9 protein-coding genes are annotated in these 13,441 nt (G+C 74.9%); 5 read left to right on the top strand and 4 right to left on the bottom strand.

Features of this window, described 5'->3' with window-relative positions:
• Window positions 1-82: 82 nt before the first annotated feature.
• Together ACFY61_RS06090 and ACFY61_RS06085 are read right to left on the bottom strand one after the other, a co-directional pair.
• The gene (locus ACFY61_RS06090; RefSeq protein ID WP_389467553.1) at window positions 83-976 is read right to left on the bottom strand and encodes an arylamine N-acetyltransferase; all 894 of its coding nucleotides are present in this window, start codon (window positions 974-976) and stop codon (window positions 83-85) included.
• Window positions 977-980: 4 nt separating this feature from the next.
• A complete protein-coding gene (locus ACFY61_RS06085; protein WP_389467551.1) occupies window positions 981-2,228 on the bottom strand; it encodes an MFS transporter in 1,248 nt (415 codons plus the stop codon).
• A 643-nt stretch (window positions 2,229-2,871) separates the two neighbouring features.
• Here ACFY61_RS06085 and ACFY61_RS06080 point away from each other — a divergent pair.
• The 5 genes from ACFY61_RS06080 (at window position 2,872) to ACFY61_RS06060 (ending at window position 10,337) form a co-directional block, all read left to right on the top strand.
• Window positions 2,872-4,263: an MFS transporter gene (locus tag ACFY61_RS06080; protein WP_389467548.1), complete on the top strand. Its 1,392-nt coding sequence runs from the start codon at window positions 2,872-2,874 to the stop codon at window positions 4,261-4,263.
• Window positions 4,256-6,343: a molybdopterin oxidoreductase family protein gene (locus ACFY61_RS06075; protein ID WP_389467545.1), complete on the top strand. Its 2,088-nt coding sequence runs from the start codon at window positions 4,256-4,258 to the stop codon at window positions 6,341-6,343. Before ACFY61_RS06080 ends, ACFY61_RS06075 begins: the two co-directional genes overlap by 8 nt.
• Window positions 6,340-7,911 carry an FAD-dependent oxidoreductase gene (locus tag ACFY61_RS06070; protein WP_389467543.1) on the top strand — a complete coding sequence of 524 codons (1,572 nt, stop codon included), beginning with the start codon at window positions 6,340-6,342 and terminating at the stop codon, window positions 7,909-7,911. Before ACFY61_RS06075 ends, ACFY61_RS06070 begins: the two co-directional genes overlap by 4 nt.
• Window positions 7,908-9,122, top strand: coding sequence for an NAD(P)/FAD-dependent oxidoreductase (locus ACFY61_RS06065; protein WP_389467540.1), 1,215 nt, complete (start codon window positions 7,908-7,910; stop codon window positions 9,120-9,122). Before ACFY61_RS06070 ends, ACFY61_RS06065 begins: the two co-directional genes overlap by 4 nt.
• Before the next feature lie 105 nt (window positions 9,123-9,227).
• Complete coding sequence (locus tag ACFY61_RS06060; RefSeq protein ID WP_389467537.1) at window positions 9,228-10,337, top strand: transaldolase family protein; 1,110 nt, start codon at window positions 9,228-9,230, stop codon at window positions 10,335-10,337.
• A gap of 5 nt (window positions 10,338-10,342) precedes the next feature.
• Here the strand turns inward: ACFY61_RS06060 and pabB are convergent, their stop codons facing one another.
• Window positions 10,343-12,478, bottom strand: a complete 2,136-nt coding sequence (gene pabB / locus ACFY61_RS06055; protein ID WP_389467534.1) for an aminodeoxychorismate synthase component I — start codon at window positions 12,476-12,478, stop codon at window positions 10,343-10,345.
• A gap of 65 nt (window positions 12,479-12,543) precedes the next feature.
• Window positions 12,544-13,314: a methyltransferase domain-containing protein gene (locus ACFY61_RS06050; protein ID WP_389467531.1), complete on the bottom strand. Its 771-nt coding sequence runs from the start codon at window positions 13,312-13,314 to the stop codon at window positions 12,544-12,546.
• Window positions 13,315-13,441: the final 127 nt, after the last annotated feature.

Below are 13,441 nucleotides of genomic sequence, written 5' to 3'. Positions count from 1 at the left end.
CTGAACGTGGAAGTGGAAGTAGGGCAAGAGGAGGGGGTGTGGGGGGAAGGGGCGAGGACGGGGCCGCCGGCGGCGGCCGGGGTCAGGAGCGGCGCGGGCGCGCGGCGTCCAGGGCGGCGCGCAGCGGCGCCTCGTCCTCACCGGTCACACCGAGGTGGAAGACGTCCCGCAGTGCCGTGACGACCTCCGCGTCCGAGAGCTCCCTGGTCTCGCGGCGGCCGTCGGGGTACTGCGTGGTCAGCTCCCGGTTGAGCAGGGTCTGGCGGATGCGGTCGTCTCCGCGCTGGGCGATCAGCCTGCCGACGAAGGTGGACAGCGGGTACGTGGCCGTGAAGTGGTTGGCCTCGTCGAAGTCGGCCCGGAAGTGGTGCTCCAGGCGCAGGGAGTAGACGTCGAACCAGCGGTCGGGGTGCCGGGAACGCAGCACCCACTCGTCGCCGTCGAGGTCGACCCGCCAGGTCCACTCCCCCACGGTCAGTTCGGCGCCGTCCTCGAACGGGATGGGCTCGATCAGGCCTTCGTCGCCGAACCCGACGTCGGCGAGCCAGCGCCGGCCGTCGCTCTCGACGAGCAGGACCGCGTGGGTGCGGGCCCGGACCTTGGTGCTGCCGCGGCGGACGCGGGCCAGCTGCCGGTCGACGGAGAAGCCGAGGCCTTCCAGGGCGGCGGCCAGGAGCAGGTTCTGCTCGAAGCAGTAGCCGCCGCGGCGGGCGCCGACGATCCGGTCGGCCAGGTTGCGCATCTCCAGGTCGTTGCCGCGGCCCAGGAAGAGGTCGAGGTTGGTGAAGGAGAGGGTGGACATGTGGGCCCGGTGGACGGCGCGCAGGGTGTCCAGGGTGGCGGTGCGCGGCCCGTCGTAGCCGATCCGGTCCAGGTAGGCGGACAGGTCGAGGTCCGCGGTCTGCCACTGGGCCTTGTCGGTGTCCACCCCGGTGTCGTCTCCCGCGGGCGCGGTGGCGGACTGGGGGCTGGTCATGGGTTCACCTCTCATCGGAGTACGCGGGCGAGGGGGCTGCGGCGGGTGCCGGGACGGGCGCCGGGGTGGCGGCCGTCCGTCCGGCGGCGGCCCGGGCCGCCATGGCGACCAGCAGGATGCCGATGCCGAGGGCGGCGGCGACGGTGAGCACCATGGCGGTGAAGTCGCTGATCGCCAGGGGAAGTTGGGCGCCCACCCCGGAGCCGAGGTTGAGCACGAAGCCGTACACGGCGATGGCGGTGGCGCGGGAGGGGCCCGCGCTGTCGCCGATGGCCTGCACCACGGCCGGGCCGACGGTGGAGATGCCGAGCACGAACAGGAACAGGGTGACGCCGAGCAGGACGGTGCTGTCGCCGGTCAGCGCGGCGGCGGCCAGGGCCACCCCGGCGAAGGCCAGCGAGAAGGAGGCCCGGCGCAGGGCCGGGATCCGCCCGAGGACGGAGGCGATCAGTACGGCGATGACCATGGCGGGCAGGGCGCTGGCGCGCAGCCAGAGCATCGCCTCCGGGTCGCCTACCAGCTCGGCGGGGCCGTTGAGCTGGACCGCGGTGTAGACGGCGGTGAGGCTGCCGACCAGCGCCAGGGTGATCGCGAAGAGCGGGAGCAGGGCGGCCGAGGCCAGGACGCCGTTGGAGACGGCGGGCTTGGGGGTGTCGGCCGTGCGGACCGGGTCCGGAAGCATGATCTTCCAGGCGGCCAGCGCGGCGAGGGCGAGCAGCGGCGCGGAGATCAGGAAGACCCAGCGCCAGCCGAGGGCCGTGCCGATGAGCTGGCCCTCGACCTGGCCGACGACCACGGTGGCGCCGGCGGCGCAGTTGACCGTGGTCAGGGCCAGCGGGAGCCGTTCCTTGGGCAGCCGTTCGCCGAGGTAGGCGTACGACATGGGGACGAACGAGCCGGCCATGGCGCCTTGCAGGGCGCGCAGCGCGGACGCCGTTCCGAGACCGTCGGCCAGCGGGACCAGGGCGGTGGCGACCGCCATGGCGGCCATGGAGCCGGACATGACGGTGCGCCGGCCGTACCGGTTGGAGAGGGGGCCGCTGACCAGCGAACCGCACGCGTAGGCGATGGCGAAGGCCGTGGTGGCCCAGGCCGCCGACTTCGTCGGCACCTCCCACGCCCTGCCGAGTTCCGGCATGAGCGGGATGGTGATGAAGGTCTGGCCGACGACGAGGAGCGCGGCCACCGACATCATGATCACTGTGGCGGCGAAGGGGGCCTGCGCCGCGCCTTTTTCACTGTGGTTAGGCATGGGGGACCTGTTCGCCTTTCAGTCGCGTGCGGTCGGACGGCGGGTTCCGCGGTGGACGCGGGAGTCCTGCCGTTCCCCCGGATGCGGGCGGCGGTGCGGCGGGTTCGCCGGCCGTCCGCGCCGGCTTCGGCACGGGTGGTGCCCGAGCGCCCCCTTGCGGGGGTGCGGAGGAGCCGGGAACACCGCGGGGGAGACGGTGCCCCGGCTTCCGCACGACTCATCCTGGGCCCGCTCCCGGCCGGGCCGCAGCCGTGGTCGGGTGACTCTGTCAGCTCAACCTGGACCGGTCGAACACGGGCGATTCCAGGCTCGAACGGGGACTTGACGTAGCCCCCGGGAGCCTTTTGACCGGCCCGCCCGGGGCTCCGCATGCTCCCCCGCAGGCCCGCTTTCCCCGGCTCCCCCGCGCACCGGCGCCGTGCGCACCGCTCCCCCCACCCGCGGCCGGCACCACCGGCCGGCCCGGTCCGGAGCCGTACGGGCCGGGGCGGCGCGGCCGCGGGCGCCCGGTCCGCGGCACTCCCCCACGATCCGCCGCCGCCGGGGCCACCGCACCGGCCGGCGCCCGGACGGGCCGGCCCCCGGGCCCGGACCGCGCCAACGGACCACGTCAACCTGTCCGCCGTAGTGAAGAGGAGCAGCAATGAACGCCAAGCAATCCGCCCCCGGACGGTGGATCCGGGACTGGGACCCCGAGGACGAGGCCTTCTGGGAGCGCGAGGGCCGGTACGTCGCGCGCCGCAACCTGATCCTCTCGGTGCTGGCCGAGCACATCGGGTTCTCCGTGTGGAGCATGTGGTCGGTCCTGGTCCTGTTCATGTCGCCGGACATCGGCTTCTCCTTCACGGCCTCGGAGAAGTTCCTGCTGGTGGTGGTGCCGACGCTGGTGGGTTCGCTGCTGCGGATCCCCTACAGCGCCGCCGTGGGCCGCTTCGGCGGCCGTAACTGGACGATCTTCGCTTCGGCGGTGCTGCTGGTCCCGGCCTCGCTCACCGTCTACTTCGTGCAGCGCCCCCAGACCCCGCTGTGGGTGTTCCTGCTGATCGGCGCGCTGGCCGGGCTCGGCGGCGGCAACTTCGCCTCGTCGATGACCAACATCACCCGCTTCTACCCGCGGCGGCTGCAGGGCTGGGCGCTGGGCATCAACGCGGGTGGCGGCAACCTGGGCGTGTCCGTGGTGCAGCTGCTCGGTCTGCTGGTCATCGCGACGGTGGGCGACCAGCACCCCTCGTACGTCGCGGCCGTGTACCTGCCGCTGATCGTCCTCATCTCGCTGTTCGCCGCGCTGAGGATGGACAACCTGGAGGTGTCGAAGACCGAGCCGGGGGCGATGCGCGAGGTGGCGAAGCACCCGCACACCTGGGCCATCGCGCTGCTGTACATCGGCACGTTCGGTTCGTTCATCGGCTACGGGTTCGCGTTCGGTCTGGTCCTGCAGACCCAGTTCGGTTCGACCCCGCTGGAGGCGGCCTCGTTCACCTTCCTCGGGCCGCTGCTCGGTTCGCTGTCGCGTCCGTACGGCGGGAAGGCCGCGGACCGGTGGCGCGGGCCGCGGGTGGTGTTCTGGGCGTTCCTGGCGATGGCGCTGGGTACGGCCGTGCTGCTCCTCGCCTCGCTGAACGGGTCGTTCGGGCTGTTCGTCGCCGCGTTCACGCTGCTGTTCGTGCTCAGCGGGTTCGCCAACGGGGCTACGTACAAGATGATTCCGGGCGTGCACGGCCGGGAGGCCGAGGTGGCCATCGCGGGCGGTGCCGACGCGGCGACCGCGTTCGCCCGCGCCAACCGGCTGTCCGGGGCGCTGATCGGCCTCGCCGGCGCGATCGGCGGCTTCGGCGGAGTCGCCATCAACCTGGCGTTCCGTACCGCCTACGGCTCGTGGGGCGAGGGCACCGTCGCGTTCGCGGCCTTCCTCGGCTACTACGCGCTGTGCATGCTGCTGACGTGGGCGGTGTACCTGCGCCAGCGGCCGGGCGCGATGCACGCGCCGATCCCGCCGATCCCGGTCGAGCGTCCGAGGGCCACGAGCCGTGTCTGACGCCACCGTCGCATCCGCCGGTACCGGCCCGGTCGCGACCCACTGCCCGTACTGCGCGCTCCAGTGCGGCACCCGGCTCGGCCGGAGCGGGGCGTCCGTCACCGTGGAGCCCGATCCCGACTTCCCCGTCAACCGTGGTGGCCTGTGCCAGAAGGGCTGGACCGCGCCCGAGGTGCTGGGGGTGCCCGACCGGCTGCGGACCCCGCTCGTCCGCGGGGCCGACGGCGAACTGGCACCGGCGACCTGGGAGCAGGCCCTGGACCTGGTCGCGGACCGGGTGCTCAGGATCCGCGACCGGTACGGGGCCGACGCCACCGCGGTGTTCGGCGGTGGCGGGCTGACCAACGAGAAGGCGTACACGCTGGGCAAGTTCGCCCGGCTGGCGCTCGGCACCAGTCAGATCGACTACAACGGCCGGTTCTGCATGTCCTCCGCGGCGGCGGCCCAGACGGCCGCGTTCGGCCTGGACCGCGGGCTGCCGTTCCCGGTGGAGGACCTCGGCCGGGCCGACGCGATCCTGCTGGCCGGCGCCAACCCGGCCGAGACGATGCCGCCGCTGATGCGGCACCTGTCGCAGGCCGACCTGGTGGTCATCGACCCGCGGCGCACCAGGACGGCCGCGCTGGCGGCCCTGCACCTCCAGCCGGCGCCCGGCACGGACCTGGCGCTGGCCCTGGGCCTGCTGCACGTCGCCGTGGCCGACGGGCTGCTCGACAAGGCGTACGTCGACGACCGCACCAGCGGTTTCGACGAGGCCTGGGGCCGGGCCGCCTCCTGGTGGCCCGAGCGGGTGGAGGCGACGACGGGCGTGCCGGTGTCCGCGCAGCGGGAGGCGGTGCGGCTGCTCGCCTCGGCGGAACGGGCGTACGTGCTCACCGGGCGCGGTGCGGAGCAGCAGAGCAAGGGCTCCGACACGGTGTCCGCGTTCATCAACCTGGCGCTGTCGCTGGGCCTGCCCGGCCGCGAGGGAAGCGGCTTCGGCTGCCTGACCGGGCAGGGCAACGGCCAGGGCGGCCGTGAACTGGGGCAGAAGGCCGACCAGTTGCCGGGGTACCGGTCGATCGCCGACCCGGCGGCGCGGGCCCACGTGGCCGGGGTGTGGGGGGTGGCTCCGGAGGAGCTGCCCGGTCCCGGCCGGAGCGCCTTCGAGCTGCTGGACGCCCTCGGCTCGGGGGACGGGCCGCGTGCGCTGTTCGTCTTCGGTTCCAATCCGGCCGTGTCGGCGCCGGACGCGGGCCGGGTCACCGAGCGGCTGCGTTCGCTGGACCTGCTGGTGGTCTGCGACTTCGTGCCGTCGGAGACGGCCCGGATGGCGGACGTGGTGCTGCCGGTGGCGCAGTGGGCGGAGGAGGAGGGCACCCTGACCAACCTGGAGGGGCGGGTGCTGCGCCGGCGCCGGCTGCTGAGTCCGCCGCCGGGGGTCCGCAGCGACCTGGAGGTGCTGCGGGAGCTCGCCGTCCGCCTGGGCCAGCCGGCGGAACGGTTCCCCGCCGAGCCGCGGGAGGTGTTCGAGGAGCTGCGGCGGGCCACGGCCGGCGCCCCGGCCGACTACTCGGGGGTGAGCCACGAGCGGCTGGACCGCGGCGAGGCCCTGTACTGGCCGTGCCCCGAGGGCGGCTCCGGCACCCCGCGGGTGTTCCTGGACCGGTTCGCGCACGCCGACGGGCGGGCCCGGTTCACGCCCGTGGAGCACCGGGACGCGGCGGAGGTGCCGTGCGCGGAGTACCCGCTGATCGCGACGACCGGCCGGGTGCTGGCCCAGTACCAGTCGGGGGCGCAGACCCGCCGGGTGGAGCAGCTGAACAATGCCGCGCCGGAGACCTTCCTGGAGGTGCACCCTGACACGGCGGCCCGGGCCGGGCTGGCGGACGGGGACATGGCGCGGGTGCGGTCGCGGCGCGGGAGCACGCGGGCCCGGGTCCGTTTCGAGCCGTCGTTGCGCACCGACACCGTCTTCCTGCCGTTCCACTTCCCCGGTGAGGGCCGGGCCAACCTGATCACCAATGCGGCGCTGGACCCGCGCAGCCGGATGCCGGAGTTCAAGGTGTGCGCGGTGCAGATCGGAGCTGACCTGCCATGACCATGCCCATATCACCGGGGCCGCGGCCGGACGACCGGGTGGTCGTCGTCGGCCACGGCCCGGCCGCCCACCGGCTGGTGGAGCTGCTGACCCGACGCGGCCACCGGGGCCGGATCACCGTCCTGGGCGCAGAGCCCGTGCCCGCCTACACGCGGCCGCTGCTCTCCGCGGTCCTCGACGGCAGCCTGCCGGGCGGCGCGCTGACGCTGCCCGCGGCCGGAGCGGCCGTGGTGCACACCGGGGTGCGCGCCACGCGGATCGACCGCGAGTGCCGCCTGGTGCACGCCGACGACGGCTCCCGCCACCCGTACGACCGGCTGGTGCTGGCCGTCGGGGCGGCCCCGGTGGTGCCCGAGACGGTCCTGCCGGGGCAGGCCCTGCCCGGGCACGGCCTGGCCGGGCACGGCCTGCACGGTCCGCCCGGGCGCACCCCGCCGCCCGGGCCGGGGGTGCTGCGGACCCTGGCCGACTGCCTCGCGGTCGGGCCGGGGCCCGTCGTGCTGATCGGCGGCTCGCTGCTGGCGGTCGAGGCCGGGCTCGCCCTCCGCCGGTCCGGGCGCGAGGTGGCGCTGGTCCACCGGGGCGGGTACCCGCTGGACCGCTACCTGGACGCGCGGGCCGGCGGGCTGCTCACGGCGCGGCTGACCGCCGCCGGACTGGACCTGCACCTGGGCCGGACCGTGGCGGACCACGCGGACGGCAAGCTCACCCTGGACGACGGCCAGGTGGTCGCGGCCGAGCAGGTGCTGCTCGCCACCGGCGTGCGGCCGCGCACCGGGCTGGCCCGGCGCGCCGGACTGCCGGTGGCCGAGGGCGTACTGGTCGACGAGCGGCTCACCACCACCGACCCCCGGGTGTACGCGCTCGGCGACTGCGCCCAGCCCGCCACCGCCGCCACCGCCGGCACGTCCGGCAGGTCCGGCAGGTCCGGCACGTCCACCGCGTCCGGCAGCCCGGCCCGCACGTCCCGCGGCGCCGGCGCGCCCGTCCCCGCCGGGGAGCCGTTCTCGGGCCACGCCACGGCCTGGGACCAGGCCGCCGTACTGGCCGAACTGCTGTCCGGCGGGACCGCCCGGTTCACCGGGAGCCGGGCCCCGGTCCGCCTCAAGGCCCGCGAACTCGACCTGGTCTGCCTCGGATCGCCCGAGGACGCCGAGGAGACGGTGGTGCTGTCCGACGCCGGCGGAACCCGCTACGGGCGGCTCTCGCTGCGCGGGAACCGGCTCTGCGGGGCGGTGCTGTTCGGGCTCGGGCAGGCCGCCGCCACGGTGGCCCGGCTGTACGAGCGGGACGAACCGCTGCCGGCGGACCGGCTCGCCCTGCTGCTGGGCTCGGCCCCCGGCTACGCGGACGCCGGCCCGGTGGGCCAGGGCTCGGTCTGCCACTGCAACAACGTCACCGGCGAGGACCTGGCCGAGGCCTGGCGCGCCGGGTCCCGCACCCCGGAGGCGCTCGCCTCGGCCACCCGCGCCACCACCGGCTGCGGTGGCTGCGCGGGGGACGTGCGGCGGCTGTGCGCGCTGTTCGCGGAGCGGGAGCCGCAGCGGAAGGAAGAGGACGAGGGATGAACCGGGTACTGGTGGTGGTCGGCCACGGGATGGTGGGCCACCGGCTCGTGCAGGAGGTACGGGCCCGCGACACCGCCGACGACTGGCGGGTGGTCGTCCTGGCCGAGGAGCCGAGGCCCGCGTACGACCGCGTCGGGCTGTCCGGCTACGCCCACGGGGCGGAGGCCGAGGCGCTGGGCCTGCCCGGCAACGACTTCGCCGGGGACCGCGCGGTGGAGCTGCGCCTCGACACGCCCGTCACCGGCGTCGACCGCGAGGCCCGTACGGTGACCTGCGCGGACGGCACCGTCGTCGGGTACGACGCGCTGGTGCTGGCCACCGGGTCCCGCCCGTTCGTGCCGCCGGTCCCCGGTCACGACCTGCCGGGTTGTCACGTGTACCGCACGATCGAGGACGTGGCCGGAATCCGGGCGGCCGCCCGGCCGGGCCGGCCGGGCGTGGTCGTCGGCGGCGGGCTGCTCGGTCTGGAGGCGGCCAACGCGCTGCGGCTGATGGGCATGGTCCCGCACGTGGTGGAGATGGCGCCGCGGCTGATGCCGCTCCAGCTGGACGAGGGCGGGGCCGCGGTGCTGGCCCGGCTGGTCGGCTCGATGGGGGTGCACGTCCACTGCGGCGCGTCGATGGCCTCCGTCGACGCGGGCCCCGACGGCCGGGTGCGCGGCATCACCCTGGACGGCGCCCCGCTGGAGGCGGACCTCGTGGTGTTCTCGGCGGGCGTCCGCCCCCGGGACGACCTCGCCGCGGGCGCCGGTCTGGAACGCGGCCCGCGCGGCGGCTTCCTGGTGGACCGGCACTGCCGGACGGCGGACGAACGGGTGTGGGCCGTCGGCGAGTGCGCCGCGGTCGAGGGCCGCGCGTACGGTCTGGTGGCCCCCGGGTACCGGATGGCCGAGGCGGTCGCCCGGCAGCTGACCGGGGAGCCCTCGGCCGACTTCCCGGGCGCGGACATGTCGACCAAGCTCAAGCTGCTCGGCGTCGACGTGGCCAGCTTCGGCGACGCCCACGCCGGTACGGAAGGGGCGCTGGAGTTCGTCCGCAGCGGCTCGGGCCGCTACGCCAAGCTGGTCCTCGACCGGGACGGCACCACCCTGCTGGGCGGGGTGCTCGCCGGGGACGCGGCCGCCTACAGCACCCTCCGCGGCCTGCTGGACCGTCCGCTCACGGCATCACCGGACGCCCTGCTGGGGGCGCTGGAGCCGGCCGGCGGATGAAATGACAAAGCCTCACCGTGAAGGATGCCCGCGGCAACCGAAGAGGGCTAACTTCTATGCACCACGCGCATGTACGGCGTATGGCTCGGCAGGAGATGGGGCCCCATGGGTCTGAGAACGAGAGTGACCGGTGATCCCCTGCGGCAGCTCGCGGCCGAGGGCGTCTCCCTGTGGCTGGGCGGAGCGGGCCGGCGGGAGGTGGCCTCGGGACTGCTGGGGCGGCTGGTCCGCGGCGGCTCGGTGACCGGGGCGACCGGGGTCTTCCACGAGCTGGCCGACCTGGTCGCCACCCCCGCCTACCGCGGCCACCTCGCCGAACTCGCCTCGCTGGGGGCGAGCGCCGAACAGGCGGCCCGCATGCTGATCTGCCACGACCTGCGCGCCGTCTGCGACACCCTGCTGCCGCTGTGGGAGTCCGGCCGGGGCGCGGACGGGCAGGTGTGCGCGGTGGTCGGGCACACGGCCGACGCGGCGACCGCGGCGGCCGAGGCCCGCTGGCTGCACTGGACCGTGGACCGCCCCAACCTGCTGGTACTGCTCCCCGCCGACGCGGTGGGGCTGGCGGCCATGCGGCGGTGTCTCGCCGAGGGCATCGGCGTGGGTGCCGGCCCGGTCCACACCGAGCACGAGTACCAGGAGGTGCTCGCGGCCTGGTTCGACGGGCTCGAACAGGCCCTGGCGGCCGGTCTGCCGGTGCACCGCATCCCCTCGGTGGTCCGGGTACCGGTGGCCCGGGTCGACGCCGAGGTCCGGGCCGCCGCTTCGGCCGCCGCCGGGCCCCTCCCCCCGCCGCCGGCCGGGCAGGCCGGCATCGCGGTGGCCCGGGTGGTGTTCGGCGCCCACGAGCGGGTCTCCCGGGACCCCCGCTGGCGGATGCTCGGCCGGGCGGGCGCCCGGGTGCCGCGGCTGGTCTTCGGGGTCGGCGCGGACTCCGTACCGGTGTACGCGGGCGGACTGGTCAGTTCCGGCGCGGTGCAGGAACTCACCGAGGACGGGCTGCGGCAACTGACCGGCTCGGTGGTGCTGATGGAGGGCGACACGCTCTCCGGACGCCGCCTCAGCGCCCGGGACGACCTGGAGCGCCTGGCCGAGTCCGGGGTGCGCTGGCCCGAGCTGGCGCGGGACCTCCGGGGGGAGGCCCCGCGCCGGCGGCACCGCGCCTGGCGGGCGGTGGTGGACGCGGTGGCCAGGGAGCTCGCCCTGGCCGGCCGGTGACCGGCTCAGCCGGTGGCGCCGGAGACCAGCTGCCCGGAGCGGGGGGCCTCCGTCCGCCCGGGGAAGCCGTCGGCGGTGAGCTGGAGCAGCGGGGCCGACTTGACGGCCGTCTCCTCGAATTCGGCCTCGGCGTCGGAGAGGGCCACGACGGCACCGCCGATGCCGTACCGGGCCCGGCCCGGGGTCAGGACGAGGGTGCGGATGACGATGGACAGGTCGGCGGACCCGGACAGCGAGAAGTAGCCGATGGCTCCGGCGTACACGCCGCGCGGGCCGCGCTCCAGCCGGTCGATGATCTCCATGGTGCGCAGCTTGGGGGCTCCGGTCATGGAACCGCCGGGGAAGGCGGAGCGGACGCAGTCCACGGCGCTCAGACCGGGCCGGAGCCGGGCGGTGACGGTGGAGACCAGCTGGTGGACGGTGGCGTAGCTCTCGATCCGGAAGATGTCGTCGGCGCGGACGCTGCCGGGTTCGGCGCACCGGCCCAGGTCGTTGCGGACCAGGTCGACGATCATCAGGTTCTCGGCCCGGTCCTTCTCGCAGGAGGCCAGTTCGCGGCGGATCGCGGCGTCCTCGGCGGGGGTCGTGCCGCGCGGCCGGGTGCCCTTGATGGGGCGGGACTCGGCGATCCGGTCGGAGCCCACCCGCAGGAACCGTTCCGGGGAGGTGCTGAGCACCTGGGTGGAGCCGAACTGGAGCAGGGCGCCGAACGGTGCCGGGTGGCTGCGGCGCAGCGTCCGGTAGGTCTCCCACGGGTCGGGGTCGCCGTCCGCCTCGGCCATGTTGGTGAGGCAGACCTCGTACGTCTCCCCCGCCGCGATCTCGGTCTGGCACTCCTCGATCAGGTCGAGGTAGGCAGCGCGGTCGTGGCGCAGCCGCAGACCGGTGAGCGGGGCCTGGCGGACCGGCGGGGCGGACGGCGCGGGGGCGGTGTCGCGCAGGGTGCGGACGGTGCGGTCGAGCCAGGCGCGGGCCTGCTCCTCGGCGCCCTCTTCGGCGAGGGCGAGGACGTAGGTGGTTCCGTCCTGGTGGTCGATGACCACGGCGCGGTCGGCGAAGACCATGACGGCGTCGGGCTCCTCGGCGCGGTGTGCGGCAGCGCCGCCGCACTGGGCCTTGAGTTCGTAGCCGAGGTAGCCGACCCAGCCGAGGGTGAACTCGAAGGGCAGGTCGGGTACGCGGGTGGTGCAGGCGCGCAGGTCGCGGTCGATCCAGTCGAGGAAGTCCTCGGCGACGAGCTGCTCGGGGACGCCGCCGGCGGAGGCGACCGAGACGGTGCCGCTGGTGACGTCGGCCATGGCGACGCGGGAGAGCGGGCCGGCCGCGTTGCCGAGGAAGGAGAAGCGCCCCTCGGGGCCGCCGGTGCGGCTGCTGTCGAGCCAGAAGCCGTGCGGGCCGGAGCGGAAGAGCCTGTCGTAGACGGCCTCGCCCTCCCAGCGGGTGGTGACGATGTCGGCGAGGACGCGCAGCCGGCGGGCCCTGGCCGGGGCGGGTGCCGCGGCCGCCGTGACCGCCTTGGCGCGGGCGGCCGGGACGGCGGGGCGGGCGGTGCCGGTGCGGGCGTGGTGTTCCATGGCCAGCCGCCGGAAGTTGGCGATCAGCTCCCGCCCGTACGTGGTGGAGATCGACTCGGGGTGGAACTGAAGGCCCCAGCGGGGCCGGGTGCGGTGCCGCAGGCCCATCACCACGCCGTCCGGGCTCCACGCGGTGGCCTCCAGCTCGGCGGGCAGGTCGGTCACGGCCAGCGAGTGGTAGCGCACCACCTCGAAGGGCGAGGGCAGTCCGGCGAACAGGCCGCTGCCGTCGTGCAGGACCGGGGAGGTGCGGCCGTGGCGCGGTTCGGGCGCCCGGACCACGCGGGCGCCGTGGGCGTGGGCCAGGCCCTGGTGGCCGAGGCAGATCCCGAGCAGCGGCAGGTCGGAGTGGTCGAGGATGTCGCGGCAGATGCCGAAGTCCGCCGTCCGCTCCGGGGTTCCGGGGCCCGGGGACAGCACGACGGCGTCGAACCCTTCGAGGATCTCGGGGCTCCAGGGCAGCTCGTCGTTGCGCAGCACCACCGGCTCGACCCCGGTGGCCTCGGTGATCTGGTGGAACAGGTTGTACGTGAAGGAGTCGTAGTTGTCGACGAGCAGGGTGCGCACGGGAGTCCTCGCTGATACGTAGGGAGGTGAGAGCTGGGGTCGGGTGCGGCGGGCGGGGCGGCGGCTCAACGGGCAGCCGCGATCTCCAGCAGCAGGTGGTCCACCAGGTGGTCGCCCTCGACGACGGTGCGGGTGTCCAGGGTGCGCAGTTCGCGCCCGGTCTCCGCGGCCATCCGGTGCAGCAGGTCCAGGTCACCGCGGGAGCTGAAGTGCAGCAGGGCCGACCCGCCCGGGGTCAGCCGCTCGCAGACCCCGGCGAGGAAGCGGCGGTGCACGGCGTAGCCGGGGTCCACGTAGGCCTTGTCGTGGTCGGAGTCGTAGCGGTGGCCGGCCGGGGCCAGCACGTAGTTGGAGCTCCAGAAGACGAGGTCGAACCGCTCCTCGGGGTCGAGGCCCTCGAACAGGTCGCTCTGTACCGCGCGGACCCGGTCCGCGACGCCGTGGCGGGCCGCGTTCAGGCGGGCGTTGGCCACGGCCCAGGGGTTGATGTCGGAGGCGACCACCCGGTCGCATCCGGCCAGGGCGCCCATGACGGCGATGACGCCGGTTCCGCAGCCGACTTCGAGCATGGAGCCGGAGCGCGGGGCCTCCACCTTCTCGGTCCAGCCGAGGAAGTCCAGGGCGACGGAGGTGCTCGGCGAGTAGACCGGCGCGAACACCTCGTTCATCAGGTCCCAGGTGCGGCCGCGCATCTCGAACTCGCGCGGGCGGTCGGCGCGGGTGCGGGACTGGTTGCTGCGGGCCAGCGAACGCTCGTAGTCGCGGATTTCGGCCACCGGGTTCGTCGCCCGGGAAGCGCGGGTGGTGGCGGTGCGGTCGACGGCTGCCTGCGTCATGGTTCCCCCTCCTTGACGTTCGCTCAAGTTCGACTTGAGCCTCCGTGGCAGGAAGTCTGCGTCGGAAAGGGGTGCGCGCAGAAGGTGAGCCCTCCACACTTCAGGGCCCTCAGGGTGGTGTTCCGAC

This window comes from Streptomyces sp. NPDC012888, assembly GCF_042900645.1.
In the GTDB taxonomy this organism is placed as follows: Bacteria; Actinomycetota; Actinomycetes; order Streptomycetales; family Streptomycetaceae; genus Streptomyces.
This window is presented reverse-complemented; position numbering and strand designations above follow the sequence as displayed.

What these genes read in the sequence shown, in the direction of transcription:
- ACFY61_RS06065 (WP_389467540.1), top strand. Translation starts at nt 7,908, where the DNA reads ATGAACCGGGTACTGGTGGTGGTCGGCCACGGGATGGTGGGCCACCGG.
- ACFY61_RS06080 (WP_389467548.1), top strand. Translation starts at nt 2,872, where the DNA reads ATGAACGCCAAGCAATCCGCCCCCGGACGGTGGATCCGGGACTGGGAC.
- ACFY61_RS06050 (WP_389467531.1), bottom strand. Translation starts at nt 13,314, where the DNA reads ATGACGCAGGCAGCCGTCGACCGCACCGCCACCACCCGCGCTTCCCGG.
- ACFY61_RS06085 (WP_389467551.1), bottom strand. Translation starts at nt 2,228, where the DNA reads ATGCCTAACCACAGTGAAAAAGGCGCGGCGCAGGCCCCCTTCGCCGCC.
- ACFY61_RS06060 (WP_389467537.1), top strand. Translation starts at nt 9,228, where the DNA reads ATGGGTCTGAGAACGAGAGTGACCGGTGATCCCCTGCGGCAGCTCGCG.
- ACFY61_RS06090 (WP_389467553.1), bottom strand. Translation starts at nt 976, where the DNA reads ATGACCAGCCCCCAGTCCGCCACCGCGCCCGCGGGAGACGACACCGGG.
- ACFY61_RS06070 (WP_389467543.1), top strand. Translation starts at nt 6,340, where the DNA reads ATGACCATGCCCATATCACCGGGGCCGCGGCCGGACGACCGGGTGGTC.